Origin of the sequence: Nonomuraea sp. K271, assembly GCF_009908215.1 — a bacterium.
Classification (GTDB): Bacteria; Actinomycetota; Actinomycetes; order Streptosporangiales; family Streptosporangiaceae; genus Nonomuraea; species Nonomuraea longispora.
The window spans coordinates 1-25,608 of record NZ_JAAAHR010000019.1; the positions used below are offsets into that span (position 1 = coordinate 1).

The 25,608-nt window shown below is 70.2% G+C and carries 24 protein-coding genes; 12 read left to right on the forward strand and 12 right to left on the reverse strand.

Going from position 1 to position 25,608, the window contains the following annotated elements; translation table 11 throughout:
• The 4 genes from GUY59_RS09215 to GUY59_RS09230 all read left to right on the forward strand — a co-directional run.
• On the forward strand, positions 1-195 hold a 195-nt coding region (locus tag GUY59_RS09215; RefSeq protein WP_161714466.1), incomplete at its 5' end, for an ATP-binding protein.
• A gap of 10 nt (positions 196-205) precedes the next feature.
• On the forward strand, positions 206-970 hold the full coding sequence (locus GUY59_RS09220) for an alpha/beta fold hydrolase (RefSeq protein ID WP_138204265.1): 765 nt from the start codon (positions 206-208) through the stop codon (positions 968-970).
• A 23-nt stretch (positions 971-993) separates the two neighbouring features.
• Positions 994-2,259, forward strand: coding sequence for a cytochrome P450 (locus GUY59_RS09225; RefSeq protein ID WP_252375099.1), 1,266 nt, complete (start codon positions 994-996; stop codon positions 2,257-2,259).
• Complete coding sequence (locus GUY59_RS09230) at positions 2,256-2,942, forward strand: IclR family transcriptional regulator (protein WP_138204267.1); 687 nt, start codon at positions 2,256-2,258, stop codon at positions 2,940-2,942. Before GUY59_RS09225 ends, GUY59_RS09230 begins: the two co-directional genes overlap by 4 nt.
• Positions 2,943-2,957: 15 nt before the next feature.
• Here GUY59_RS09230 and GUY59_RS09235 read toward each other — a convergent pair whose 3' ends face one another.
• From GUY59_RS09235 to GUY59_RS09260, 6 genes are all read right to left on the reverse strand, one after another.
• Positions 2,958-4,211: an MFS transporter gene (locus GUY59_RS09235; protein WP_138204269.1), complete on the reverse strand. Its 1,254-nt coding sequence runs from the start codon at positions 4,209-4,211 to the stop codon at positions 2,958-2,960.
• The gene (locus tag GUY59_RS09240; protein ID WP_138204271.1) at positions 4,190-5,326 is read right to left on the reverse strand and encodes a cellulase-like family protein; all 1,137 of its coding nucleotides are present in this window, start codon (positions 5,324-5,326) and stop codon (positions 4,190-4,192) included. The genes GUY59_RS09235 and GUY59_RS09240 overlap by 22 nt, the downstream gene beginning before the upstream one ends.
• Positions 5,327-5,331: 5 nt before the next feature.
• A complete protein-coding gene (locus GUY59_RS09245; RefSeq protein WP_138204273.1) occupies positions 5,332-6,342 on the reverse strand; it encodes a zinc-dependent alcohol dehydrogenase in 1,011 nt (336 codons plus the stop codon).
• A complete protein-coding gene (locus GUY59_RS09250; RefSeq protein ID WP_201760660.1) occupies positions 6,339-7,535 on the reverse strand; it encodes a mandelate racemase/muconate lactonizing enzyme family protein in 1,197 nt (398 codons plus the stop codon). Before GUY59_RS09250 ends, GUY59_RS09245 begins: the two co-directional genes overlap by 4 nt.
• Before the next feature lie 87 nt (positions 7,536-7,622).
• Positions 7,623-8,414: a FadR/GntR family transcriptional regulator gene (locus GUY59_RS09255; protein ID WP_138204275.1), complete on the reverse strand. Its 792-nt coding sequence runs from the start codon at positions 8,412-8,414 to the stop codon at positions 7,623-7,625.
• A gap of 66 nt (positions 8,415-8,480) precedes the next feature.
• On the reverse strand, positions 8,481-10,277 hold the full coding sequence (locus GUY59_RS09260; protein ID WP_138204277.1) for a glycoside hydrolase family 2 protein: 1,797 nt from the start codon (positions 10,275-10,277) through the stop codon (positions 8,481-8,483).
• A gap of 146 nt (positions 10,278-10,423) precedes the next feature.
• Here GUY59_RS09260 and GUY59_RS09265 point away from each other — a divergent pair, with 146 nt between their 5' ends.
• From GUY59_RS09265 to GUY59_RS09275, 3 genes are read left to right on the forward strand one after another with little or no spacing between them, the layout of a single operon-like run.
• Positions 10,424-11,737: an extracellular solute-binding protein gene (locus GUY59_RS09265; protein ID WP_138204279.1), complete on the forward strand. Its 1,314-nt coding sequence runs from the start codon at positions 10,424-10,426 to the stop codon at positions 11,735-11,737.
• Positions 11,734-12,663 (forward strand): carbohydrate ABC transporter permease, encoded by a 930-nt coding sequence (locus GUY59_RS09270; protein ID WP_138204281.1) that lies wholly within the window; start codon positions 11,734-11,736, stop codon positions 12,661-12,663. Before GUY59_RS09265 ends, GUY59_RS09270 begins: the two co-directional genes overlap by 4 nt.
• A complete protein-coding gene (locus GUY59_RS09275; RefSeq protein WP_138204283.1) occupies positions 12,660-13,490 on the forward strand; it encodes a carbohydrate ABC transporter permease in 831 nt (276 codons plus the stop codon). Before GUY59_RS09270 ends, GUY59_RS09275 begins: the two co-directional genes overlap by 4 nt.
• 7 nt (positions 13,491-13,497) lie before the next feature.
• Here GUY59_RS09275 and GUY59_RS09280 read toward each other — a convergent pair whose 3' ends face one another.
• A complete protein-coding gene (locus tag GUY59_RS09280) occupies positions 13,498-14,478 on the reverse strand; it encodes a LacI family DNA-binding transcriptional regulator (RefSeq protein ID WP_161714467.1) in 981 nt (326 codons plus the stop codon).
• A gap of 142 nt (positions 14,479-14,620) precedes the next feature.
• On the opposite strand from GUY59_RS09280, the gene GUY59_RS09285 reads away from it, so the two are divergent.
• The 4 genes from GUY59_RS09285 (at position 14,621) to GUY59_RS09300 (ending at position 19,718) form a co-directional block, all read left to right on the forward strand.
• Positions 14,621-14,935 (forward strand): hypothetical protein, encoded by a 315-nt coding sequence (locus GUY59_RS09285; protein ID WP_138204287.1) that lies wholly within the window; start codon positions 14,621-14,623, stop codon positions 14,933-14,935.
• Positions 14,932-16,470 carry a hypothetical protein gene (locus tag GUY59_RS09290; RefSeq protein WP_138204289.1) on the forward strand — a complete coding sequence of 513 codons (1,539 nt, stop codon included), beginning with the start codon at positions 14,932-14,934 and terminating at the stop codon, positions 16,468-16,470. Before GUY59_RS09285 ends, GUY59_RS09290 begins: the two co-directional genes overlap by 4 nt.
• Entirely contained in the window at positions 16,467-17,120 is a 654-nt protein-coding gene (locus GUY59_RS09295; protein ID WP_138204291.1) for a hypothetical protein, read from the forward strand. Before GUY59_RS09290 ends, GUY59_RS09295 begins: the two co-directional genes overlap by 4 nt.
• Positions 17,121-17,213: 93 nt before the next feature.
• Positions 17,214-19,718 (forward strand): polysaccharide lyase family 8 super-sandwich domain-containing protein, encoded by a 2,505-nt coding sequence (locus tag GUY59_RS09300; RefSeq protein ID WP_138204293.1) that lies wholly within the window; start codon positions 17,214-17,216, stop codon positions 19,716-19,718.
• Here GUY59_RS09300 and cpt read toward each other — a convergent pair whose 3' ends face one another.
• From cpt to GUY59_RS09325, 5 genes are all read right to left on the reverse strand, one after another.
• Positions 19,719-20,270 (reverse strand): chloramphenicol phosphotransferase CPT, encoded by a 552-nt coding sequence (gene cpt / locus GUY59_RS09305; RefSeq protein WP_138204295.1) that lies wholly within the window; start codon positions 20,268-20,270, stop codon positions 19,719-19,721.
• 61 nt (positions 20,271-20,331) lie between these two features.
• Positions 20,332-22,050, reverse strand: coding sequence for a BCCT family transporter (locus GUY59_RS09310; RefSeq protein WP_138204297.1), 1,719 nt, complete (start codon positions 22,048-22,050; stop codon positions 20,332-20,334).
• A gap of 221 nt (positions 22,051-22,271) precedes the next feature.
• On the reverse strand, positions 22,272-22,781 hold the full coding sequence (locus GUY59_RS09315; RefSeq protein WP_138204299.1) for a GNAT family N-acetyltransferase: 510 nt from the start codon (positions 22,779-22,781) through the stop codon (positions 22,272-22,274).
• Between the two features lie 27 nt (positions 22,782-22,808).
• A complete protein-coding gene (locus tag GUY59_RS09320; RefSeq protein ID WP_138204301.1) occupies positions 22,809-23,171 on the reverse strand; it encodes a hypothetical protein in 363 nt (120 codons plus the stop codon).
• A gap of 138 nt (positions 23,172-23,309) precedes the next feature.
• On the reverse strand, positions 23,310-24,884 hold the full coding sequence (locus tag GUY59_RS09325; RefSeq protein ID WP_161714468.1) for an alpha/beta fold hydrolase: 1,575 nt from the start codon (positions 24,882-24,884) through the stop codon (positions 23,310-23,312).
• A 179-nt stretch (positions 24,885-25,063) separates the two neighbouring features.
• Between GUY59_RS09325 and GUY59_RS09330 the strand changes: the two genes are divergently transcribed.
• A complete protein-coding gene (locus tag GUY59_RS09330) occupies positions 25,064-25,606 on the forward strand; it encodes an MOSC domain-containing protein (protein WP_138204305.1) in 543 nt (180 codons plus the stop codon).
• The last annotated feature ends 2 nt before the right edge of the window (positions 25,607-25,608 follow it).

Consider the following 25,608-nt stretch of genomic DNA (forward strand, 5'->3'; position numbering starts at 1 on the left):
CTCCCCACCCGCCGGGCCCCCGACTTCTTCGCCGAGAGCGGGCGCGGGTTGTTCCTGGTGGAGGCGCAGGCCGACCGGTGGGGCGCGGTCCAGCACAAGAACGGCAAGTACGTCTGGTTCACCCTGCAGTGCCACGGCGGACAGCCCGCGAGCGAGACGCAGCCCGCCGACCCCCCCGGTTGCCACGAACGCTAAGGAGAACACCATGGCCCCCGTCGTCCTCCCCCACGACGTCACCGGCTCCGGACCGCACCACGTGATCGTGTTGCACGGCTGGTTCGGCGACCGCACCTCCTTCCGCAAGGTCCGCCCCTATCTGAACGGCGACGCCTTCAGCTACGCCTTCCCGGACTACCGGGGATACGGCGAGGCACGCGACCTCGCCGGCGACTACTCCCTCGCCGAGATCTCCGGCGACGTGATCGCGCTCGCCGACAAGCTGGGCTGGGAGACGTTCTCCCTGGTCGGTCACTCGATGGGCGGGACGGCGATGCAGCGCGTGATGGTGGACGCGCCCGGACGGGTGCGCCGGCTCGTCGGCGTCTCCCCCGTGCCGGCCTCCGGCGTGCCGTTCGACGAGCAGAGCTGGGCGCTGTTCTCCGGGGCCGCCGAGGAGCCCGGCAACCGCCGGGCCATCATCGACCTCACCACCGGCAACCGGCTTCCCGGCGCGTGGCTCGACGAGATGGTGGCCGGCTCGCTGGCCAACGCCACGGTGACGGCCTTCCGCGCCTACCTCGACGCCTGGGCCAAGACCGACTTCCACGACGAGGTGACCGGTTCGGCCACGCCGGTGCTCGTCATCGCCGGCGAGCACGATCCCGCGTTGTCCGCCGACGTGATGCGGGGCACCTGGCTGCAGTGGTACACCGACGCCGAACTGCTGACCTTCGCCGACGCCGGCCACTACGCGATGGACGAGACGCCGCTCGCCCTCGTGTCGGCCATCGAACGTTTCCTGGCCGCCTGACCGATCCCCTTGGAGGGTTGCCCGTGAGTACGACGGTCAACGTGTTCGACCCGCGTATCTACGCACAGGGCACCCCGCACGAGACGTACCGCCTGCTACGTGACCACGAACCGGTGCACTGGCAGGAGGAGCACGAGGTCGGAGACTGGCCGGCCGGGCCGGGGTTCTGGGCGGTGACCCGCCACGCGGACGTCGTGCGCGTCCTGCGCTCGCCCAGCGAGTTCAGCTCCTGGCTCGGCGCCACCCAGATCCGCGACCCCGACCCGGCCGACCTGTCGTTCATCCGGCGGATGATGCTCAACCTCGATCCGCCGGACCACGGCCGGCTCCGGCGGATCGTCTCCGGCGTGTTCACGCCGAGGCGCATCGAACGTTTCACCGCCGGCATCGCGGCGCGGGCCCGGCTGCTCCTCGACGAGATCGCCGAGCGGGGCGAGTGCGACCTGCCGGTGGACGTGACCGACGACTATCCGATCCACAACCTGGCGGATCTGCTCGGCATCCCCCTCGCCGACCGCGACCAGATCCTGGAGTGGACCAACCGCGTGATCGGCTACCAGGACCCCGACCATGCGACCGTCGAACGCGGCCCCGACGGCAAACCGGTCAACCCGCGCTCCCCGGCGATGCTCGAGGACATGTTCGCGTACGCCCACGCGCTGGCCGACCGCAAACGGCGCGAGCCGGCGGACGACCTCATGACGGCCCTGGCCACGGCCGAGGTGGACGGGCAGCGGCTCACCGATCCCGAGTTGTCGATGTTCTTCTTCCTGCTGGTCATCGCGGGCAACGACACCGTGCGCTCGGCCCTGCCCGGCGGGCTGGCCGCGCTGCTCGACCATCCCGTCCAGCATCGCCGGCTGCTCGACGACCCCGAGTTGCTCGATTCCGCCATCGAGGAGATGTTGCGCTGGCATCCACCGGTGCTGAGCTTCCGCCGCACGGCCGTACGCGACGTGGTGCTGGGCGAGCGGCACATCGCCGCCGGGGACAAGGTCGTCGTCTTCCACGGCGCCGCCAACTTCGACGAGCGGCGTTTCCCCGACCCGATGCGGTTCGACATCGCGCGCCGGCCCAACGATCATGTCGCGTTCGGCGACGGGCCGCACGTGTGCCTCGGCGCCCGCTTCGCCCGGCTGCAGTTGCGCACGTTCTACCGGGAGCTGCTGTGGCGGCTGCCGGACATGCGGCTCGCCGGGCCTCCCGAGCGGCTGGTGTCGAACTTCATCGGCGGCATCAAGCACCTGCCGCTGACCTACACCCCTTCTCCTCGCCTGGGGGCCGCATGACCGCCGACCGCCCCGGCGCCGCGGGCTCGAAGACGATCGACACCGGCCTACGGCTGCTGGAGATCCTCAAGGACCATCCTGACGGGCTGACGATCACCCAGCTCGCGCAGCTGGCCGGGATCCACCGCAACGCGGTCTCCCGCCACCTCGTCGCGCTCGGCAACCACCGGCTGGCCGCCAGGGTCGGCAACCGCTTCACCCTGGGCCTCGGCATCGTCGAGCTCAACGCCGCCGTACGGCACCGGCTGCGCACCGCCGCCTCCGCGGCGTTGCAGGTGCTGGCCGACACGTGCAACGCCACCGCGTTCATCACGGTGCTCGACATCGACGAGAGCCAGGCGGTCGTGCTCACCGTGGCCGAGCCGCGCGCCTCGCGCATCCACGTCACCTACCGCGCGGGCACCCGGCACCCCTCGAACCGGGGCGCCTCGGGGGTCGCGATCCTCGCGGGCCGCCCTCCCCGCGACGGGGAGCGCTCCGAGATAGCGCAGGCACGCGCCGCCGGCTACTCGGTCACCGAGGGGGAGCTGCAGCCGGGAGCGTGGGGCGTCGCCGCCCCGATCTCCATCGCGGGGCGCCCGGCCGACGCGAGCGTGGGCATGGTGACCATCGGGGAGCGTGACGCGGACGAGATCGCACCCATCGTGCTCAGCGCCGCGAGGGAGATCGCCGGTTTCCTCTAGGGCACGGGACTGTGCTCAGCGCACGCCCTTGACCAGGTAGATCGCGGCCGCGCCGAGCAGCACGAAACAGGCGGCGATGACGAACAACAACGGGTAGTTGCCGCCACCGCCGATCGCCAGCACGAAGGGGGCGATGAACGGGGCTAGCGACTGCGGCAGGGTGTTGGCCACGTTGAACACGCCCATGTCCTTCGCGCTGTCGTCGGGATCCGGCAGCACCTCGCTCACCAGGGCGAGGTCCGCGGCGTAGAACAGGCCCTTGCCGAACCCGGACACGGTGACCGCGACCAGGAAGGACGTCACGTCACCCGCCATCCCGACCCAGGCCAGGCCGATGGCGGCCAGCGCGGCGGAGCCGAACACGAAGGGTTTGCGGCGTCCCGTCCGGTCCGAGAGCCATCCGCCGAGCAAGGCGCTGAGCAGGCTGGCGACCGTGAGGTAGACGGACGACACGAACATCAGGTTCGCCGCGGCCGCCTGTGGCTGGTGCAGGTGGTCGAGCAGGTAGAAGACCTGGTACGCCACCAGCGTCGAGAATCCCATGAAGATGAGGAACCGGCTGAGGAAGGCCCAGGCGAAGGCGGGGTGGCGCCGGGGGTTCACCCAGAACGAGCGGGCGATCTCGCCCAGCCGCACGGGCGGAAGGTCAGGCGCCGGACGCTCCGTGTCCGGCACGGCGACGAAGAAGACCAGCGCGGCGAGCAGACCGAGCCCGCCCGGGACGACGAAGATCAGCAGGCTGGTGGGCGGGAAGAGCTGGGCCACGTACGACCCGGCCATGACCGCGACGAGCTGGGTGAGCCCGAGCAGGCCCGAGGTGAAGCCGCGCTGGTCGGGGGCGAGCTTGTCGGCGACCATCGCCGTGCTGGACGCGAAGGCCGCGCTGACGCAGAGCTGCGCGAGGCACCAGAAGACCAGGATGATCGGTATGGACGCCGCCATCCCGATGGCCAGCATGGCGAGGAACGTGCCGGCCAGTCCGGCCAGGATCCACGGCCGCCGCCGGCCGAAGCGGGACGACGTACGGTCCGACAGCCGGCCGAACAGCGGGCTGCCGACCAGCGCGAACAGCACGCCGACGCCGAGCACGAGGCTGAGCGCGGCCTCCTTCTGGTCGGGCACGACCTGGGCGACGCGCAGGGAGAGGGTGACGGTGGCCGGGGTCAGGATGGCGAGCCAGAGGCCGAGCTGCAACATCACGAGCAGGGTGATGAACGACTTGCTCGACCTGGCCGGGGCGGAGGTGACTACGATCGCGGGCGATCCCATGCGGGCTCCTTGGTGGGGGACAACCAGAGGTCACTGGTGGCGCTGCGGATGGCGGTGGTGAGTCGCTGGTGCCAGGCGACGTCGGCCCACATGCCGTGGAACTGCGGGCCGCAGAAGTTGCTGGTGCACACGGCGGCCCAGCGGCGCGTCGTCAGGGCTTCGTACACCCCGATCTCGCAGAGTTCCTTGACCCAGCCCCAGTCGGCCGCCGGCCAGTCCTTGTAGTTGATCACCGCCCAGGCCTCGGTGGTGACCAGCGGCTTGCCGCTCGTCCGCGACCATTCCGCCATCTCGTGCACGGCGGCGCGGAGTTTCCCCGCCCAGTGGGCGGGTTTGCCGCGGTAGACGCGCTCGCCGTGGGCGGCCATGTTGGCCCACTGGCGGGGATCGAACGCGCAGTTGTCGAGGTCGTAGCCGACGTCGTCGAAGAACTCGCTGACCTCGCCGTGCGACATCCACACGTGCGGTTCGAGCAGGTCGTGCATCGACACGTCCTCCTCGCGCCAGCCGGGGAGCTCGGTGGCGAAGGAGAAGCAGTACGGCAGGCCGTGGTGTGCCTGGCGGAGCGCGGAGAGAGCCTCCGTCATCCATCGCCGCATCTCCGGTTCACGGCGGGACGGCGTGTCCTCCCGGCCCAGCCAGGGCGCCCACAGGGGCATGGGGAACTCGTTGCAGAGGTCGACGTACAGCAGGCTGTCCAGCAGTCCCGCGGCGGCGAGGGCGTCGAGCGTGGCCGTCCAGACACGGGCCAGGTCCTGCGGCGTGCGGATCGCGGCGAGGGCGGTCCCGGTCGTCTCCGGGCGGAACCAGCTCGACAGGGCGACGGCGATCCCGCGCCTGGCGCACCGCTCCACGAAGTCCGTCAGCTCGGGCAGGACCCGGACCTCGACCGGGCCGGGGGCTCCCCAGTCGTTCTGGTCCCAGATCGGGACCAGGGACCAGGAGCGCTCGGGGCCGGCGGCGACCAGGTGCGGGTACGGGTCGATGCGCACGGCGTCGTAGCCGCGTACGAGGAGCTCGTCGAGCGCGCGGTCCCAGTCCTCGTACCCGGCCCCCGGCCAGCGGCGTTCCAGCCAGGAGAAGTCCCACATGGTGATGGCGCGGACTGTCGGCATACCTTCTACTTCCTGGCGTCGATCTGGATCTTCATGGTCGCCGGGTCGCGGCGCAGCCGCTCGAATCCCCCGTCGACGGCGTCGGTCAGGGGGACGACGGCGGTCAGCAGCGGCGCCGGGTCGACGACGCCCGCGGCGAGCAGCGCGACGGCGCCGGTGACGTCGACGTCCCACACGTGGGCGGCGCTGCCGAGCACCCGCTTCTCCTCGAGGACCAGCGAGCGTACCGGCAGGGCGATCGCCGTGGCGCCGGTGCCGACGAGCACCACGGTGCCGCCGGGCCGGGTCAGCTCCACCGCGGACCAGACCGCGGCGTCGGCGCCGGAGCACTCGACCGTCACGTCCGCGCCCCGGTCGCCCACGGCCTGCGCCGCCTCCCCGGGGCTCACCGGAACCGCGCCGTAGCGCGCGGCGAGGGCACGGCGCGCGGCGGCCGGCTCGACCGCGACGACGCACAATGCTCCCCGAGCGGTGGCCAGCGCGGTGACCAGAAGGCCGATGGTACCCGCACCGACCACGGCGACCGTACGTCCCGCCAGGTCACCGGCCTTGCGGAGGGCGCGGACCGCCACAGACAGGGGCTCGGCGAAGGCCGCCGTCTCCGCGGGCACGTGTTCCGGCACGGGCACCGCGGTCGCGGTCTCGGCGAGCATGTAGCGGGCGAGCCCGCCGTCGGTCTGCAGGCCGCGCACCTTCAGCCGGGGGCACAGTCCGGGTTCGTGCCGACGGCACCACCAGCACTCCCCGCAGCCGAGCACGACGTCAGGGACGACCCGGGTGCCCGGTTCCAGGTCGCCGCCGGCGGCCACGGTGCCGACCACCTCGTGTCCCAGCGTGACGGGCGGGCCGGCCACGTCGAGCGGGCCGCGTACGTACTCGTCGAGGTCAGTGCCGCAGATCCCGGTGCGTTCGACCTCGACGAGGATCTGTCCGCGCCCCGGTTCGGGGACGGGAACACGGTCGAGTCTCACGTCGCCGCGGCCGTGCCAGCGCAGCGCCGGCATGCCGGCGGTCATCGCCCGCTCTCCCTGGTCGTGGTGGTGGGCGCGGCGAGCAGCTCGGGGCGCAGCCGGACACCGTGGCCGGGCGCCCGGGACGGGGTGATCCGTCCCTCCGCGACCTCGGGCAACCCGGCGACCAGCTCCGGGTACCACGTGCGCAGGAACGCGCGGGCGGTCTCCTGGATCAGCCCGTTCGGCTGGCTGCACGACAGGTGGGTGGCGACGGCCAGGGAGACCGGTCCGGTGCAGTCGTGCGGCGCGACCGGCTTGCCGAACGCGTCGGCGAGCGTGGCGACCTTGCGGGCCTCGGTGAGCCCGCCGGTCCAGGTCGGGTCCACGGTGACCACGTCGACCGCGTTCTCCTGCAGCAGCGGCAGGAAGCCTCTGCGGCCGACGCACGTCTCGCCGACCGCGAACGGGATGTCGACCTCGCGGCGCAGCCCGCCGAGCGCGGCCACCGCGTCGGCCCGCAGCGGGTCCTCCACCCACGTCGGCCGGTACGGCGCCAGCGCGCGGCAGATCCTGGCCGCCGCCCCCGGGTACCACAGCCCGTGCAGCTCGATCATCAGCTCAAGGTCGGTGCCGACCGCCTCCCGGATGGCGGCGACGATGCCGATCGCCTCCGCCAGCTCGGCCTCGTCGATTCGCAGCCCGTCGTTGCGCTCGGCGGCCCGGTCGAACGGCCAGATCTTCATCCCGGCGTAGCCCTCCGCCCGCAGTTCCCTGGCCAGCTCGGCCGGCCGGGTCAGGAAGGCGCGCAGGTCCTCGTACGGCTCGTCCTGCTCGGGCAGGCCCCAGTTGTCCGAGCGCTGACGACTGGTGGCGCTCACGTAGCGGGAGCCCGCGCAGGTGTTGTAGATCGGGATCGACGTACGGACCGCGCCGCCCAGAAGGTCGGTCAGCGGCAGGCCGGCGATCTGGCCGAGCAGGTCCCACAGCGCGACGTCGACGGCGCCGTTGCCGCGGGTCTCCACGCCGCCGCCCTGGTAGCCGGTGTACGGCGTCAGCAGCCTGCCCACGGCCTCGGGCGACGGGTCGGCGAGCCCGACGAGCTGGGGTGCGACCTGTTCGTGCAGGTACGTCTCGACCGATTCGGCCCCGTAAAACGTCTCGCCCAGCCCGATCTGCCCGCTGTCGGTGTGCAGGCGCACGAAGCAGAGGTTGGACTGGGTCCGGGTGCGTACGGTCTCCAGGGCAATGATCTTCATTCCGGCCTCCTCCTGGCCAGTCCGGTCTGACCAGTTGGACCACAATGAACGACAGACGTACACGCTGTCAATGAGAGGTGAAGACCGTCAGGGAAGGTCGGCCAGCCGGTCACCGACCCGGTGCAGCAGCGCGGCCACGTCGGGGCGGTCACCCGCCCAGCGGTGCAGCACCGTCGGCAGGGGGCGGTCCAGATCGTCGCCGTAGAGCTGCTTGGCCAGCTCGACATGGCGGGCCATCGCGGCGCGGGCGGCCTCGGGATCGCGGGCCTCGATGGCGGCGAGGATCTCGTGGTGCACGGGCGCGCCGATCTTGGTGGTCACGCGGTCGGTGAGACTGCGCAACATCATCCCGTGGGCGAGCGGGCGGATGGCACCGAACATGATCTGCAGCACGGTGTTGTGCGAAGCGGCGGCGATCGCCTCGTGGAAGGCGACGTCGAGGTCCGCGGCCGTCGCCACGTCCGTGCTGGCGTCGAACGCGGTCAGCAGATCGCGCAACCGCCGCACGTCCGGCTCGTCGTGGTGGGTCGCGGCCAGCGCCGCCGACTCCGTCTCCAGCATGCGCCTTGCCACCACGAGTTCGCGAACGGTCACCTCGCCGCGCTGCACCAGCACGTTGAGCGAGGCGGGACCGCCGGTGGGCAGCACTTCCCTGACGAAGCTGCCGCGGCCTGGCTGCACCACGATCAGGCCGCGTTCCTGGAGGCTGCGCAGAGCTTCGCGGATCAGCGGGCGGCTGACGCCGTATTCGCTGGCCAGTTGCCGCTCCGAGGCGAGCTTCTGGCCGGGTCGCCAGCGGTTGGACACGATCGCGCGCTCCAGCCGCGCGGTGAGTTCCGGCGTGGTGAGGGGCGCGGCATCACCGGTCAGACCAGGCATGGCGCCAGCCTGCTGAGTGGCGTGCCAAATGTCAAAACAGGGCGACGCCGCACACGCGCGTCGAGGTCACCGTTCGGAGGCGGCGGTCCTCGACTGGACCTGCCGAACCCGCTCCACGTCCAGCTTGGTCGTGCGGTCGAACCGGTAGATGCCGTTCTCCTCCTGGAACACGTCGGTCAGCTGGGTGTAGCAGTAGCCGAACATGTCGGGGTTGTCCAGCAGCACCTCGGTCAGCCCGGCGAACCGCTCGTGGAACTCGTCCTCGGTCCGGACCCGCTGCCCGTACCCCCAGGACGTCTGCCGGTCCTTCCTCTGCGCTGTCCCTGCCAGCTCGGGGTTCCACCAGATCCCGCCGTACTCGCTGACGAAGTACGGCTGTCCCCGGTAGGCCACGGAGATGGGCAGACCGTCGACGTCGTTGACGAACGGCTCGTCCTTGCTCAGGCCGGCCATCAGCCCGGCGAAGGCTGAGGGCTCCTGTTCGTAATTGTGTGAATCGTAGATGTCGGTTCCCAGCACGCGGTGGCTGTAGCCGGACGCGTCGATGACCGGGCGGGTGGGATCGGCGAGCTTCGTGGCCAGGAACATGCCGCGGGTGACGTCGTCGAGCTGGGCGACGCGGTCGTGGATCGGCTGGCGGGTCTCGTTGAGCGGGCACCAGCCGATGATCGACGGGTGGGAGACGTCCCGTTCCAGGACCTCCAGCCACTGGGTGACGAAGGACGCGGTCGGCCGCTGCTCGCGCCCGTCGTGGGCGCCCCAGTCGCCGAACTCCCCCCACACCAGGTAGCCCAGCCGGTCGGCGTGGTAGAGGAAGCGCTCCTCGAACACCTTCTGGTGCAGGCGCGCCCCGTTGAAGCCCGCGGCCAGCGCCAGCTCGATGTCCCGCAGCAGCGCTTCGTCGCTGGGCGCGGTCATGAGGCCGTCGGGGTAGTAGCCCTGGTCGAGGACGAGCCGCTGGAAGACCGGACGGCCGTTGATGAGGACCCGCTTGCCGTCGATCGCGATGGAGCGCAGCCCGGCGTAGGCGTCCACGGTGTCCGTGACGGCGCCGCCGGCGTCGAGCAGCTCGACCTTCACGTCGTAGAGGTGGCCGTCGCCGGGCTCCCACAGGCGCACCCGGTCCTCCGGGAGCTGCAGGCGCACGGACGGGGCGAGGTCCGCGTCGGCGCGGGCGGTCGCGGTGGCGACGGCGCCGTCCTTGTCGGCGACGGTCACGCGGACCGAGCTGCCGGGACGGTTGCCGGACAGCGGGGTGACGACGGTGAAGGAGGAGGTCGCGACGTCAGGGGTGATGCGCGGGCGGCGCAGGTGCACGTCAGGGACGGGCTCCAGCCACACGGTCTGCCAGATCCCCGTCGTGCGGGTGTAGAGGCACTCGTAGTTCGCGTACCGGGTCGACTGCTTGCCCCGCGCCTGGGGTCCGTGGCGGGTGTCGCGGGCGCGTACCACGATCGTGGCGTCCTCGCCGGGGCGCACCACGCCGGAGAGGTCGGCCGTGAACGGAGAGAAGCCGCCGCGGTGGCGGGCCACCTCGACACCGTTCACCCACACGGTGGCGTCGTGGTCGACGGCGCCGAAGTGCAGCAGCGACCGCCGGCCCGCCCACGCGCCGGGGATCGTCACGGTGCGGCGGTACCACACCGCCTCCATGAAGTCGGTGTGCGCGAGGCCGGACAACTCCGACTCGGGCGCGAAGGGGACGGTGATCGTCCCGGAGAGCTCACGTTCACGCAGGCCACGTTCCAGGCCGGAGTCTCCTGCGTCGATCTCGAACTGCCACGGCCCGTTGAGGTTGAGCCAGTCCTGCCGGACCATCTGCGGGCGGGGATATTCCGGTCGAGGCACGGCGGAACCAGGCATTCGTCAACCTTCCAAAAATCACAAAAACTGACAAAACAAAACCTTTTGCTACGTAGCAGAGTGTGTCACACTCCCTCCAACCGGAGTCAACATCCGGCTATCCCCGGTGTGAGGGGCCGGCCGGACCCTCTGCGAGGAAGCACCTTATGAGCAAGTGGCCCGATTCCCGCCTCTCTCGGCGAAGGGTGCTGCAGGCCGCGGGACTTTCCGCACTGCTCGCCGGCTGCGGTACGGAACCCGCCGCACGCAGCACCCGGGAGATCGTCTTCTGGCATCTCATGACCGGTGGCGACGGCGAGCGGATGAACGCGATCGTCAGCAAGGCAGACGCCGCCATGCCCGACGCCGAGATCAAGCAGGTCGTGCTGGCGTGGGGCGCCCCCTACTACACCAAACTCGCGATGTCGGCCGCCGGCGGCCGCGCACCCGACCTCGGCATCGTGCACATGTCGCGCCTGGCCGGGTACGCCCCCGGCGGCCTGCTCGACCCCTGGGACGTCGACCGCCTCGCCCGCTACGGCGTCGACCAGTCGACGTTCACGGCCCCGGCGTGGAAGAGCTCGATCATCAACGGCAAGCTCTACGCCCTGGCCCTCGACGCGCACACGTTCGTGGCGTTCTTCAACACCGAACTGGCCGACAAGGCCGGGCTGCTCGGCTCCGACGGAAAACTGCCCGAGATCAAGAGCCTGGACGACCTGAAGGGCATGGGCCGGGAGTTCAAGAAACTCACCGGCTCCGACTACGGGCTCTCGTACGGATTTCTCGGGGACGGTGCCCAGCTGTGGCGCCTGTTCTGGACCTTCTACACTCAGCACGGCGCCACCTTCGACCTGACGGGCGACACCTTCGTCTACGACGCCGACGCGTTCGGCGAGTCGGTCGAGACGATGCGCAGCCTGGTCGACGGCGAGGTCGCCTCCAACAGCGCCGACTACGCCACGGCCAGCTCGTGGTTCCTCAGCGGCAACACCGGCCTGGCCCTGTCGGGGGTCTGGGAGCTCCCGCAGTACCAGGACGCGAAGATGCCCCTCGGCGCCTTGCCGATCCCGAACATGTTCGGCACGGACGTCGACTCGACCTGGGGTGACTCGCACACGTTCGTCCTCCCCCACCAGGACGACCCCGACGAACAGCGGCGGGAGCTGGCCTACGAGGCCGTCGCCACCATCCTCAAGAACTCGTTGTCCTGGGGCGAGGCCGGGCACACACCCGCCTACCAGCCCGTCGTCGACACACCGGAGTTCAAGGCGTTGCGGCCGAACAACGACTACGCCGTCACGGCCACGTACCTCCACTACGACCCGCCGTCCTCCTTCACCGGCTCCGCCTCGAGCTTCATGGACCAGTTCCGCAACAGCATCCAGAACGCGCTCACCGGCCAGATCTCCGTGAAGGACGCCATCGCCACCTTCGCCGAACGCGTCAACGTCCTCATGTCCAAGGCGGTGCAGCGATGACGTCAGCCACTCTCGCGAACAAGGGCGCCACCACCCGGGCCGCCACGAGACGGCCGAGGAGTCTCAGGAGCCAGGGCGGCCTCCTCTACGTGCTGCCGTTCTTGGTGACCTTCGTGCTCTTCCTCCTCTGGCCCCTGATCTACGGGGTCTGGATGAGCTTCACCGACCGCGACCTCGCGGCCGGGGCCGAACCCAAGCTGGTCGGGCTGGACAACTACACCGAGGCTCTCTCGGACCCGATGGTGTGGACGACGTTCGGCAACACGGTGCTGTTCACCGTGATGACCACGATCCCGCTGGTCGTGCTGGCCCTCGCGGCGGCGCTGCTGGTCAACATGGGGCTGCCGGGGCAGTGGGTCTGGCGCATGGCGTTCTTCGTGCCGTACCTGCTGGCCTCGACCGTGGTCAGCCTCTTCTGGGAGTGGCTCTACAACCCCGAGCTCGGGTTGATCAACTCCTTCCTCGGCGTCTTCGGCATCGAGGGCAGGAGCTGGTTGCAGGACCCGGACTTCGCCATGGCGGCCGTCGCCGTCGCCACCACGTGGTGGACGCTCGGGTTCAACTTCCTGCTCTATCTCGCCGCGCTGCAGAACATCCCCAGCACCGTCTACGAGGCCGCCTCGATCGACGGGGCCGGCAAGTGGCGGCAGCTGTTCTCGGTCACGCTGCCGCTGCTGCGCAACATCACGATGCTCATCCTCGTCCTCCAGGTGCTGGCCTCGCTCAAGGTGTTCGACCAGATCTTCCAGATGACGGCCGGCGGCCCCGACGACTCCACCCGCTCGATCCTGATGTACGTCTACGACACCGGTTTCACGAACTACCGGCTCGGCTACGCCTCGGCGGTCTCGTACATCTTCTTCGCCATCATCCTGATCCTGTCGCTGCTGCAACTGCGGTTCGCCCGGAGGTCCGACCAGTCATGAGAAGCATCAATCCAGGGCGCATCGTGGCCTTCGTGGTGCTGGCCCTGTTCAGCCTCCTGATGCTGGCGCCGTTCCTGTGGGCGATCAACACCTCGTTCAAGACCGAGGCGGACGCCGGCGCCAGCCCCGTGACGATCCTCCCCGCGAGCGGCTACACCTGGGACACCTACACGGACCTCTTCCAGATGGGCAGCATCCCCGTCTGGATGATCAACAGCCTGGTCGTGGCGGCGGGCGTCACGGCCATCACTCTGGTGATCTCCGCGCTGGCGGGCTACGCGTTCTCGCGGCTGGACTTCACCGGGCGCAAGCTGCTCCTGGGCCTCACCGTCGCCTCGATCATGGTCCCCGGAACGATCTTCATCGTGCCGCTCTTCGACGAGATGCTCGCCTTCAACATGGTCGACACGTACTGGGGGATGATCCTGCCCCAGGTGGTCGCGCCGGTGATGGTGTTCATCCTCAAGCGCTTCTTCGACAGCATCCCCCGTGAGCTGGAGGACGCCGCGCGGGTGGACGGAGCGGGATCGTTGCGCATCTTCCTGCAGATCGTGCTGCCGCTGTCGCGGCCGATCATCGCGGCGGTGGCGATCTTCACGTTCGTCGGCGCGTGGAACAACTTCCTGTGGCCGTACATCGTGACGAACGATCCCAACCTCATGACGCTGCCCGTCGGCCTTGAGACCGTCTCCACCGGCTTCGGCATCGTCTTCGCCGAGAACATGGCCAAGTCCGTGCTGGCCGCGCTGCCCCTGATCGTGGTGTTCCTGTTCTTCCAGCGGCAGATCATCAAGGGCATCGCCACCACCGGGCTCGGCGGTCAGTGACCGACCCTCATTGACTGGACTCGCGCACCTTCAGCTGGAAGTCGACCACGACGTGCGACGCTCGCCCGCCGGGCTTGCCGGTGATCTGCTCGTGGAGCATCGCGACGGCGTGGGCGGCCATCGACTCGACGTCGGGGGAGACGGAGGTCAGCGACGGCGTGGAATAGCGGGCCTCCTCGACGTCGTCGAAACCCACCACCGCGACGTCCTTCGGCACCCTGATGTCCCTGGCCTGCAGCGCCCGGAGCGCGCCGAGGGCGATGGAGTCGTTCATCGCGAAGATGGCGTCCGGCATCGGGCCGCCGGTGTCGATGTGCTGCTCGATCGCCTGCCGGCCGCCCTCGCGGGTCCAGTCGGCCCTGATCAGCAGGGTCTCGTCGGTGGGCAGCCCTGCCTCCGTCACACCGTCGAGGAAGCCCCGCACCCGCGTGCGTGCCGTCAGGCCCCCATCGGGGTCGTAGCCGAGCAGCATCAGCCGCCTCCTGCCCGTCTCGGCCAGGTGGCGGGCCACCGCCGTGGACGCGTCGCGGTTGGGGATGCCGACGTGGTGAACCTCCCCCTCCAGCACCTCGTCGCCCATCAGCACGATCGGGAAGTCGGCGCGGCGGCGCTGCCCGTCGCCGGGCCGCAACGACAGGGCCATCATGATCGCGCCGTCGGTGAGCTGGTTGCGGCCGCCCGTCAGCACCTGCAGCTCCCGCTCCCTGTGGGATCCCGTCAGCTCGATCAGCACGGTGTAGCCGAGCGCCTCGGCCTCGCGCACGACCGGGTCGGCGAGGTCGGCGAAGATGCGGGCCCTGAAGTCGGGGACGACGAACGCGATGAGCCCGGTGCGGGCGGAGCGCAGGCTGCGCGCGGCCGCGTTGGGCACGTAGCCCAGCATGGCCATGGCGTCGAGCACCCGCTCGCGGGTCTCCGGGCGGACGTAGGCGTAGTTGTTGACGACGTTGGAGACCGTGCGCTGGGACACCCCGGCCACACGAGCCACATCATGCATGCTCACGGCCATCGCTCAACGCCTTTACCCGGGGACGGTATCAAAGAGCCCTTATCGTACTGTTCACGACCTGGCGATCTCATCGGATTTTTCGCCACGTGGACGGCCGCGCAGGTTGATCTTCGGAGGTAACGTGAGCTCGCCAGAGACCCTTTACGCGTACAACGGGATCAAGAAAAGAGCCGGGGCCATCTGCGACACCGCCGAAGACATCCGGGTCGCCCGCCGCGACTGGAAGCATGAGATCGACTCCCCCGAGGCCGAGTTCGAGCTCCACGACCCGGCCGCCGCCCTCGCCGAGGTGCGCGACGCATGGGAGAAGGAGTTCTCCGTCTACCACGAGGTGCTGGAGCGGTGGTGCCTGGCGACGCGCGCGTCGGCCGCGGGGTTCGAGTCGATCGACGACTATCTCGAGTCCAGGGCGCCGGCCTCCGGTGACGGTTCATGACGTCGAACGACTACCTCCAGGTCTCGACCGCGATCAACCGGCTCAGGCAGGCCGCCGTCTCTCTCACGACGATGGTCAGCCCGAGCACCGTGCTCGGCGAGGTCATCGGCGTCATCAACACGGTGGCCTCGATCTTCAGGGACGTGCCCGGCGACCCCGACGGCATCGACGACCTCGCCAGGGCCTTCCGCAAGATGGCGGCCGTGGTCGACACCGCCTCCGCCGATCTCGACCGTACGAAGGTCTCGGTCCCGTCGGTGTGGAAGGGCGAGGCCGCCACCGAGGCACTCGCCGCGCTCGGAGCGGCGGACGACCTGATGCAGGAGGCCGCGCCCGCCATGCGCAGAGCCGACACGTTGCTGACGGAGTACGCCGAGGAGCTGCGCAGGCTGAAACGCAGGCTCGGCGGGCACCGGCAGGAGCTGGCCGACGCGCTGGGCGAGCTCGACAGCGCCCACGAGATCGTACGCAACGTGTGGAACGCCGTGTGGCCGTTCGACGGCGACGGCGGGATCGTCGAGGTCGTCGGCAACGCCGTCAGGGCCATCCACGGTGGCATCAGGGTGTTCGAAGACCTCCAGGAGGCCGAGGACAGGCTGCGGCGCGGGCTGCGTGACGTGCAGGGCAAGGCACGCGCGGGCGCCGCCCGCTCTCCCCACATCGACGCCTTCGACGCGGTGCTGCTGGCGGCCGCCGGCATCGGCGGCCCCGTGCAGGAGGAGAACGGCATCCTCACCACGGCGCAGCTGGCCAGGGCCGCCGAGAAGATGGACGCGCTGTCGGAGGAGGACCGCGCCCACATGCAGCGCCTTCTCGACGACGCGGGCTCCGAGACGGAACGCGCGTACCTGATGAAGGCCCTCGCGGCCGGACACCCGGTCGATGAGATCACCACCTTCGCCTCGGCCATCCGCGGCAAGAGCGAGAGCTGGCTGCGCGAGCACCTCAGCCTGGTCGACCCGGCGAGCGGCGGCACCGTGCGGGTCAACGGCGTCGAGCTGCAACAGCAGGACCAGACGACCTGCGGCTCCACCTCGATCATGGTGGCGCGCGCCATGAACGACCCGCTGTACGCGCTGAGCCTGACCACCGACGACCAGGGCAACCCGCTCACGGCCGCCGAGCTCCGCCAGAGGCTCACCGACGAGCAGCACCGCATCCACGACTCCACCAACACCGCCTGGCCGCAGAGCCTCGGCACCTCCCCCTGGGGGCTGACCGACGAGCTGAACGAGCACGCCGACTCCTTCGGCACGCGCTACGACTGGCGGATCGTCGACGACACCGACGCCGGCTCCGTGAACCCGGCCCTCGACGACGCCGTCGGCGCGGTGGACGCCGGCCACACCGTACCGGTCCTCATCGGCGACTCCTATCCGGCCCACTACGTGCTGCTCGTCGGGCACGAGGGCGACAACCTGGTCTTCTACAACCCGAGCGGGGACCTGACCCGCGTCAGCGAGGACGACTTCCGCAACGGTGACATCACGGCCCTGGGATACGAGCACGTCCAAGGCGTGGTGACCCCCCGATGACCCGGCGGCTCCTGCTGGTGCCGATCTGCTTGCTGCTGAGCGGGTGCGTCGCCTCCGAGGCCACGACGCGCGCCGATCACGAGCGGCTCGACGTGCTGTTGTCGCAGCCGTTCGTCGGCGAGGCCGTCGAGGAGCCGGCCCGCAGGCTCGCCTTCCGGAAGTCGGACGACCTGCCCGCCACCCGCGGCATGGTCACCGTGGTCCTGGCCGACGGGCCCGCGGCGGCTCCGGCCGGCGAGGCGCGGCGGTGGGCGGCGAAGGGCATGCGGAAACTGCGTGAGGGCGGCTGGACGGTCTACTCCGCGGTGTGCCTGCCGCCGCGCGAATCCGGCGACCCCGACCCCCCCGAGGAGGGCGCGTGGGACGCGTGGTCCTTCGCCGCGCACGCCTACAAGGTCGTGGACGGCGTGTCCTACTTCGCCATCGGTCAGGGACTCGGGCGGCTGCCGGACGCCGTCGAGATGACCATCGAAATGCGCGCCCCGAGCTCGCGCGAGCCGGTCACCGACCTGTTCCCCGAGCGCCCGCCGCCGCTGCCCGAGGGAAAGAGCTGCGTGGAGACCGGGGACCTGCCCGCCGGGAAGGTCACCGACGGCCCGCCCGTGATCATGGGTGAGAGCGCCGGCGACCCGTCGGGCACCGTACGGTGACCGGGTGCCGCGCCCGGTCTGGGCTGCGAAAACGAGATCATGTAGGGTGAGCCCGGCATACCCCCCAACGGCATGGAGTCCGCAGTGCCGCACATGTCCCGACGCCAGGTTCTCTCCCTCCTCCCCGCCGCCGGCCTGCTCGCCATGGCGGCCGCGCCCCTGCGTGCCGCCGCCGCGTCGGCGACCGATCACGCGCGGCTGCTCGCCAACACCGTGGCGATCTTCGCGGGAACCGCGGACGTCAACGCCCGCCCCGAGCTCGCCGCCAAGCTGGCGGCGATGCTCGACACCGCCAGGCAGCGGCTGACCGCGATGGACCAGGCGGGCGACGGCGAGCTGTTCGCCGGTCTGGCGCTCGGCGCCGACGACGCCAACCTGCGCACGGCGTACCAGTACCTGTACGAGATCGCGCTCGCGACCCGCACGCCCGGCGGCGAGCTCGACGGTGACGCCGCCGTCCAGCGCCGGGTCGTCGACGGCCTGCAGTGGCTGCACGAACACCACTTCGGCGACCAGTCGAAGGGCTACTACGGCAACTGGCACAGCTGGGAGATCGGCATCCCTACCCACGTGAGCAGGACGCTGGTCCTGCTGGACGAACGGGTGCGGGAAGTCAGTCCCGGCCTGCCGATCACGTACATCGCGTCGATGGACGCCTACCTGCGCAACGGCAAGGACGGCGACGTCGACCTCGACTCGCGCTTCCACACCGGGGCCAACCTCGCCGACATCACCGGCAACCGCATCCTCCAGGGCGCGCTGACCGGCGACGACGCCCGCGTCTCCAAGGCCATCTCCGACCAGGCCACCGTCTTCGCCACGATCGACCCCTACGACCTCCAGCACGGCGTCACCGACGGCTACTACCACGACGGCTCCTTCATCCAGCACCACTCGGTCGCCTACACCGGCTCCTACGGGCGTGCCCTGCTGACCCGCGTCGTGCAGACCCTCAAGACGCTCGAAGGCGCCACGAGCGAGGGTGGGGCCGACCTGGCCGGCGTGGTGCACCGCTGGATCTCCGACGGCTTCGCCCCGCTCATCTTCGAGGGGTGGATGATGGAGATCGTCAAGGGGCGGGCGGTCTCGCGTACGGCCAGCGGCTACACCGACGTCCAGGTGATCGTGGAGGCCGCCGCCGACCTGGCCGACCACGTCGAGGGTGACGGCTCGCAGGCCCTGAAGAAATACGTCAAGTTCCTGCCGGAGGCCGACACCGGCGCGTTCGTCTCCCCGGTGAGCATCGCCCGCTACGCGGCCATCCGCGCCGACTCCGCCATCCCGGCAGCCGACCTCAACCCGCCCGAGCGCTCCGTGGCGTTCAACTCCATGGACAGGACCGTGCACCGCCGCCCCGGCTACGCCTTCGCGCTGGCGCGCAGCTCCGACCGGATCAGTAAGTACGAGTACATGAACGGCGAGAACCTCATGCCCTGGTTCCAGGGCGACGGCGCCTACTATCTCTATCTCTCGGGAGAGGACCAGCGCGAGGTCTTCGGCGTCGACTACTACACGGCCGTCTCACCGTACCGGCTGGCCGGGGTCACCGCGCCGGAGGAGGAGCGTCGCACGGTGCCCGACCTGTACGGCCGGTTCTGGTACGAGAACCCGGACCATCCGCTGGAGTTCACCTCCTCGTCGGAGTCACAGAACACCTACGTGTACTTCCCGCTGGCTGGGAACGCCTTCTCCGGCGGCGCCACGCTCGGCGCGTACGGCGCGGCCGGCATGGTGCAGTCCGACGACGCCGCCTACACCGCCAAGCAGGAGGGCATCCTGCCCGACGACTTCGTCGTCTACCGCAACGCCCGCGCGACCAAGTCGTGGTTCATGCTGGACGACGAGATCGTGGTGCTGGCCGCAGACGTCTCGGGCCAGGGCCGCCGTGCCGCGGTGACCACCGTGGACAGCCGCATCGCCGCCCCCGGGGACACGGTCGTGCTGACCGGCGAGGACTGGCGCGGCGGGGCCTGGCGGGCGGGCGACACGGCGTCGCCCCGCTGGCTGCGGTACGCCAACGACACCCGCCACACCTCGATCGGCTACGCCTTCCTCACCCGGCAGCCGGTCGCGGCCGGTCTGGAGACGGTGACCCGCAGCCGCAGGGTCGTCCGCGCGAGCAACCCCGACACGAGCGTCACCAAGAACGTCTTCACCGCCTCCATCGCCCACCCGGCCGCCGGCGGGGTCTCCGCCGTCGCCTACGCCCTGGTCCCCAACGCGAGCGAGGCCCGGCTGCGCCGCTACAAGGACGGCCCGCTGACCGTGCTGGCCAACGACCGGCACGTGCAGGCGATCAAACACGGAAGGCTCGGGATCGTCGCCGCCAACGTCTTCACCGGCGGCCGGCGGCACGCGGAGCGGCTGATCGTCGACGGCCCCGCCTCGGTCATCGTCCGCAGCGGCGAGCGCACGGTCGTCGCCCTGTCCGACCCCACGATGAAACGCGACCATGTGACGGTCGTGCTGCGCGGCAGGCCCCTGCGCCTCGACACCGCCGACGAGGGTGTGACGGTGCGCCGCGTGCCGGGCGGCACCGAGGTCCGGGCCAGGACCCGCCACGCGCACGGCCGTACCCTCACCGCCACCCTCCGCTGATCACGCGGCCGGGGTGGTGGAGACGACGCGGGCTGCGATGGTCCGGGCGCAGGCCAGCGCCTCGGTGCGGGTGGTGTCCACCTCCACGTCGTAGACCACGCCCTGGTGAACGATCTCCGCCTGGGTGGCCGCCATGCCCGTGACCCGGTCGCCGCGGGCCGTCTCACGGCCCGCCGCGACCGCGCTGTCGCAGCGCACGCCGACCCACAGCACGTCGAGCCCGGCAAGGACCTTGCGCCACCGTTCCTGGGACGACGCGCCGCCGAGGAAGACGTCGTCCACGATCATCCGGGCGCCCGCGCGGGCCGTCGCGGCCACGCCCGTCATCCACGCCGACTGCAGCAGCCCGAACTCCGGCCCGACCTCGACCTGGCCGTCCGGGGAGAACACGATGCCGCCCGCCGACGCCTGCATGGACGCGGGCATCGACGCGATCAGCGTGTCGACGCCGACGGCGAGCCAGGTGTCTGGCAGAACCGCCTGCAGGCAGCGGGCGATCCCCGACTTGCCGGAACTGGAGCCGCCGTTCAGCACGATCACCTGTGTGGGCACCGCACCACCATAAAGAGCGGCGCCCCCGGGTGACCACCCGGGGGCGCCGCACGGACGGAACCTACTGCTTCGTCTCGCCTGCGGGCTCGGCGCCCGATTTCTCGGCGCCCGCGTTCTCGGCGTCGCCGCCGTCGCCGTTGACTCCGACGACCGCGAGCTCGAAGTCGCCGTCGTAGAGCTCGTGGCCGGTGATGACGGCCGACTCCACGGCCTCCTCGCCGCGCTGGCCGCGCAGGATCAGCGGGTCGTGGCGCAGGTCACGCGTGAGCGCCACGCACATGAGGACCATGACCGCCATGAACGGCACGGCGGCCAGAATGGTGAGATTTTTCAGCCCGGTGAGCGCCGCGTCGCCGCCTCCGCCGAGCAGCAGCATGATGGCCGCGACCGCGCCGGTCAGCACGCCCCAGATGACTACCACGAGCCGGCTGGGCTCCATGGTGCCGCGCTGGGAGAGCGTGCCCATCACGATCGAGGCGGCGTCCGCGCCGGAGACGAAGAAGATGCCCACGAGGATCATCACGAGCAGGGTCGTGGCGCCCGCCAGGGGGTATTCGTTCAGCAGCGCGAACAGCTGGCCTTCGGCGGTGGCCTCCTGGGTCAGCCCCGCACCGGTGGCCTCCGCCTGCATCGCCGTGCCGCCGAAGACCGCGAACCAGACCAGGCTGACCACGCTCGGCACCAGGATCACGCCGCCGACGAACTGCCGGATGGTGCGGCCGCGGCTGATGCGGGCGATGAACATGCCGACGAAGGGCGTCCAGGAGATCCACCACGCCCAGTAGAACACCGACCAGAACGACAGCCAGGTGGCGACCTCTTCACCGCCGCTGGCCTCGGTGCGGGCCGCCATCTGGGCCAGATCACCGACGAACGAGCCGAGGGAGGTGGGCAGCAGGTTGAGGATCAGCACGGTCGGGCCGACCACGAACAGGAACACGACCAGCACCAGCGCCAGCACCATGTTGGTGTTGGACAGCCACTGGATGCCCTTTTCCACGCCGGACACGGCCGACAACACGAACGCCGCCGTCAGCACCGCGATGATGACGATGAGCAGGCCCTCGCCGACCTCCGGCATCCAGCCGACCTCCTTGACGCCGCTGCCGATCTGCAGCGCGCCGAGGCCGAGCGAGGCGGCCGAGCCGAACAGGGTGGCGAAGATGGCCAGGATGTCGATGACCTTGCCGACACCGCCGTTGGCGTGCCGCTCGCCGATCAGCGGGGTGAACACCGCGCTGATCGTCTGTCGCCGGCCGCGGCGGAAGCACCCGTAGGCGATGGCCAGGCCGACCACGGCGTAGATCGACCACGGATGCAGCGTCCAGTGGAAGAGCGTGGTGGCCAGCGAGGTCTCCATGCGCGCGGCCGCGGCCGCGGTGGCCTCGTTGGTGGCGGGCGGGGGCTCGGTGAAGTGCGTGAGCGGCTCGTTCACGCCGTAGAACATCAGCCCGATGCCCATGCCCGCGCTGAACATCATCGCGATCCAGGACACGGTCCGGAACTCGGGCTGCTCGCCCTCCTGCCCCAAGGTGATCTTGCCGTACTTGCTGAACGCAAGCCACAGCACGAACACCACGAAGCCGGAGGCCGCGAGCACGAAGGCCCAGCCCAGGTTGTGCATCGTCCAGTCGAGCAGCGAGGCCGACACGCCCTCCAGCGTGTCGGTGGCGACCGCACCCCAGATGACGAAGGCAAGGGTCAGCGCGGCGGCCACCCCGAACACCACCCAGTCTGTGCGGGGTGGAAGGGCGGCTTTCAGACCTCCTGACGTATCCATGATTTTGCTGGTGTCCTGTGGTTGCTGTTCCACGAGCTCCTCTTGCCTTCTCTCGTGTACGCGTCCGTCTGTCCTGTAACGCGTCCGGGTCGGATACGTACGGACTGTTTACACAACGTTACCGAACGATCTTCGATCGACCAAAAAAACTATTACAATCAGCCAAACGTCGTAAACCTTCAGGCGCGATCAAGCGTCCTCTGCAACCACCCCGTGACGTTTCAGCCGTCTGCGGCGGCTCCGCGCTCCCAGCGCATCTCGCCGTCGTGCCACCGCCCGGTGGGACGCAGGCCCGCGGCCGTGGCGACGGCGGTCGAGGCCGCGTGACCTGGATGGATGTGCGCGACGACCGTGCCGATCCCCTTCCCCACCAGCCGGCCGACCAACGCCTTCGCCGCCGCCGAGGCCAGGCCGCGGCCCTGCCACGGCGTGCCGATCACCCAGGCGACCTCGGCGCGGCCGCCCTCGATGGTGGCCTGCACGTAACCGACGAGCCGCTCGTCCTCCCGCGACCACACCACCCAGTTGCGCCAGCCCGGCGGCCCGGCCACGAGCCGCTCGTAGCGGGCGCGCAACTCCTGCGCGGTGAGCGGGACACCGCCGGTGAAGGCGTGCAGGGCGGGGTCCGACAGCACGGCGGCCATCTCGCCGGCGTGCTCGACGCGCAGCGGCCGCAGGACGACCCGCGGCGTCTCGATGTTCTCCACACGCCAGTGCTCACCCACGGCCATGGCGGCTCACCCTACTCGCCCGGGATGTCAGTCGTGGGCGTACGACAGGATGACGGCCTCCGCCAGCAGCGTCACCTGGTTCTCCGTATGACGGTCGGCCTGGTGGAAGGCGATCTCCGCACCGCAGGCCGCGCAGACGAGGTTGGGGCCGACGACCCCGCTGATCCCGCAGCAGCCGGTGAGCCGGGAGACGTCCGGAGGCAGCCGCGTGCCGACGGCGTCATCGGGATGGATGACCAGGCCGGGGGGGCTCCTCCGAGAGCCCGGAGGGGGGTGGTTGGCCGCGTACGTCCCGCGCGGCATCCGCGGCTGCTTGATCCTCTCGTGCCACGCAGTCGCGTCGACCGGCTGCTCCTTGTACGGGGGCAGCGGGATCTTCCGCGCGGACAAGGTGATCGGGCTACGGCAGGCCAATCAGCGGAACCGCGCCACATCGCGACGATACGCCCGCCACACGCGAATGAGGGCGGCATCCAGAGAGATGCCGCCCTCGGGCGGAACGCAGCGCGAGCCGGTTCCTACGCGTTCCTACGAGCGCTCAGCAGCGGCCGCGACCGGGCTGCCCCACTTGAGCCCGTCCGTCGGCCACACCTCCTTCTTGCGCAGCATCTTGAGCGTCGGGTCGCTGCCGCCGACCTCGCAGCGGGCGCCCTTCTTGGGCATCTTCAGCGAGATCAGGTACTCGTCGAAGGGCACCGTGCTGCACCTGTCCTTGCCGTAGATGCGGTGACCCCAGCCCTCGTACGTGAGGAGCACGGCCTTCGAGCCGAGCTGGCGGGCCACGTTGGCGGACCAGATCCACGGGGTGGAGGGGTCGTGCAACGAGTTGCCCAGCAGGATCGGAGCGTCACCCGTGTACCGCAGCCGGTGCTGCGGGTTCTTGGTGGGGTGGCCCAGGCAGACGGGCAGGTCCTCGACCGGCATCGGGTTGAGGCGCATGTCGGGGGCGATGCGGGAGGAGACCTTCATCAGCGCGGCGTACTCCCGGTAGTTGCGCACCGGCAGCTTGTAGTCCTCGCAGAGGATCGTGGTGTTCAGCTCGACGGTCTCGCCCGACACGGGCTGCCGCCCGGGCAGCGGCGGCACCTCGTCCGGCGGCGTGCCGCCGTCCAGGGCGTTGAGCATCTGGCTCAGTAGCTGCCAGGCCGGGCCTTCCGTGCCGAGCACGCCCTGCCACAGGACCTGGATCTCGGTCATCGGGCGGTCCTTGACGCCCGGATAGTAGAGCTTGCCGTCACGTGCCTTCTTCAGCAGCCGCTCCCACACCGCGCGGACGTCCTTGCCGTGCAGCGCGCACGCGGTCTCCTGCTCGCACCAGCCGACGAACTGGTCGAACGCGTCCTCCACGGCGGCGGCCTCGGTGGTCAGGAACGCCCCGACGCCGAGGCTGTGGTCCATGTTGCTGTCGAGCGCCATGGTCCGGATCTTGCCGGGGAACAGCTCGGCGTACATCTGGCCGATCAGGGTGCCGTACGAGATGCCGTAGAAGTTGAGCTTGCCCTCGCCGAGGGCGGCGCGGATGGCTTCGACGTCACGGGCGACGCTGACGGAGTCGACGTGGTCGTAGAGGGGGCCGGTGCGCTGCCGGCAGTCCTCACGCAGTTTCTTGGCGAACGCCTTCCACTTGTCGAAGTCGGCCTGGCTCTTCATGACGGCGTACGGGAACTTGTTGTAGACCGACGCCGAGCAGGTCACAGGGTGGCTGCGGCCCACGCCCCGGGGGTCGAAGCCGACGATGTCGAAGTGTTTGCGCAGCTCTTCGGTGTAGGAGCCGGGGGCGCCGTAGACGGCCTCCACGCCGGACCCGCCGGGGCCTCCGGGGTTGATCACGAGGGAGCCCACCCTGGCCTCGGGGTCGAGGGCCTTGCGGCGGGCGAGGGAGAGCTCGATCTTGGGGCCGTTCGGCTTGGACCAGTCGATCGGTACGGCGAGCTTGCCGCACTCGGCCTCAGGTTCCTCCTGGCAGGCGGCCCAGGTGATGCCGCCCTTGGCGGCGGCCCTCGTGGCCCCGTCAGCGGCGGCGGCCGCCCCGGCCGTCGAAAGGGGGAGCAGCGCCGCCAGTATCGTGAACGCGGCGGCGAGCAGGGTAGATCGTCTTCGCACGTTTCTCCAATCTTCAACGATCAGCCGGCCGCTCACGCGGTCCGGCCAGGCCTGATCATTCCTGGACGGAGACGCGCATGTAGCGAAGCTGTGAAAATTAGGGCAAAGTGCTTAGCCAACGGGGCTTCTGTCAGATTGGGTCTTCGAACCTTCCACGCCGCACAGGAGGACAGAGCCGGATGAACGGGACGGTCACGGCGGTCAGCAGCAACGGCGAGCACTCCTTCACCAAGCCCAACCGGGAGAGCATCAACCTGCTCGCCGGCCACGGCGTGGAAGGTGACGTGCACGCGGGTACGACCGTCAAGCACCGCTCCCGGGTGGCCCAGGACCCCACCCAGCCCAACCTGCGCCAGGTGCACCTCATCCACGAGGAACTGTTCGCGGAGGTCGGCGAGGCCGGCTACGCGGTCGGGCCGGGCGAGCTCGGCGAGAACATCACGACCAGCGGAATCGACCTGCTCGGCCTGCCGGTCGGCACACTGCTGCACGTCGGCGAGCAGGCGGTGGTGGAGGTCACGGGGCTGCGCAACCCCTGCGTGCAGATCGACAGGTTCCAGGACGGGCTGCTCAAGCAGGTCGTCACCCGCGACGAGGCGGGCAACGTGGTACGCAAGGCCGGCATCATGAGCGTCGTCAGGACGGGCGGCGTGGTGCGCCCCGGCGACGCGATCGAGGTGCGGCTCCCTGCCGGGCCGCACCGCCCGCTCGACCGGGTCTGAGT

What these genes read in the sequence shown, in the direction of transcription:
- GUY59_RS09310 (WP_138204297.1), bottom strand. Translation starts at nt 22,050, where the DNA reads ATGGATACGTCAGGAGGTCTGAAAGCCGCCCTTCCACCCCGCACAGAC.
- GUY59_RS09240 (WP_138204271.1), bottom strand. Translation starts at nt 5,326, where the DNA reads ATGCCGACAGTCCGCGCCATCACCATGTGGGACTTCTCCTGGCTGGAA.
- GUY59_RS09330 (WP_138204305.1), top strand. Translation starts at nt 25,064, where the DNA reads ATGAACGGGACGGTCACGGCGGTCAGCAGCAACGGCGAGCACTCCTTC.
- GUY59_RS09295 (WP_138204291.1), top strand. Translation starts at nt 16,467, where the DNA reads ATGACCCGGCGGCTCCTGCTGGTGCCGATCTGCTTGCTGCTGAGCGGG.
- GUY59_RS09245 (WP_138204273.1), bottom strand. Translation starts at nt 6,342, where the DNA reads ATGACCGCCGGCATGCCGGCGCTGCGCTGGCACGGCCGCGGCGACGTG.
- GUY59_RS09235 (WP_138204269.1), bottom strand. Translation starts at nt 4,211, where the DNA reads ATGGGATCGCCCGCGATCGTAGTCACCTCCGCCCCGGCCAGGTCGAGC.
- GUY59_RS09315 (WP_138204299.1), bottom strand. Translation starts at nt 22,781, where the DNA reads ATGGCCGTGGGTGAGCACTGGCGTGTGGAGAACATCGAGACGCCGCGG.
- GUY59_RS09220 (WP_138204265.1), top strand. Translation starts at nt 206, where the DNA reads ATGGCCCCCGTCGTCCTCCCCCACGACGTCACCGGCTCCGGACCGCAC.
- GUY59_RS09275 (WP_138204283.1), top strand. Translation starts at nt 12,660, where the DNA reads ATGAGAAGCATCAATCCAGGGCGCATCGTGGCCTTCGTGGTGCTGGCC.
- GUY59_RS09300 (WP_138204293.1), top strand. Translation starts at nt 17,214, where the DNA reads ATGTCCCGACGCCAGGTTCTCTCCCTCCTCCCCGCCGCCGGCCTGCTC.
- GUY59_RS09230 (WP_138204267.1), top strand. Translation starts at nt 2,256, where the DNA reads ATGACCGCCGACCGCCCCGGCGCCGCGGGCTCGAAGACGATCGACACC.
- GUY59_RS09290 (WP_138204289.1), top strand. Translation starts at nt 14,932, where the DNA reads ATGACGTCGAACGACTACCTCCAGGTCTCGACCGCGATCAACCGGCTC.
- GUY59_RS09270 (WP_138204281.1), top strand. Translation starts at nt 11,734, where the DNA reads ATGACGTCAGCCACTCTCGCGAACAAGGGCGCCACCACCCGGGCCGCC.
- GUY59_RS09265 (WP_138204279.1), top strand. Translation starts at nt 10,424, where the DNA reads ATGAGCAAGTGGCCCGATTCCCGCCTCTCTCGGCGAAGGGTGCTGCAG.
- GUY59_RS09255 (WP_138204275.1), bottom strand. Translation starts at nt 8,414, where the DNA reads ATGCCTGGTCTGACCGGTGATGCCGCGCCCCTCACCACGCCGGAACTC.
- GUY59_RS09260 (WP_138204277.1), bottom strand. Translation starts at nt 10,277, where the DNA reads ATGCCTGGTTCCGCCGTGCCTCGACCGGAATATCCCCGCCCGCAGATG.
- GUY59_RS09250 (WP_201760660.1), bottom strand. Translation starts at nt 7,535, where the DNA reads ATGAAGATCATTGCCCTGGAGACCGTACGCACCCGGACCCAGTCCAAC.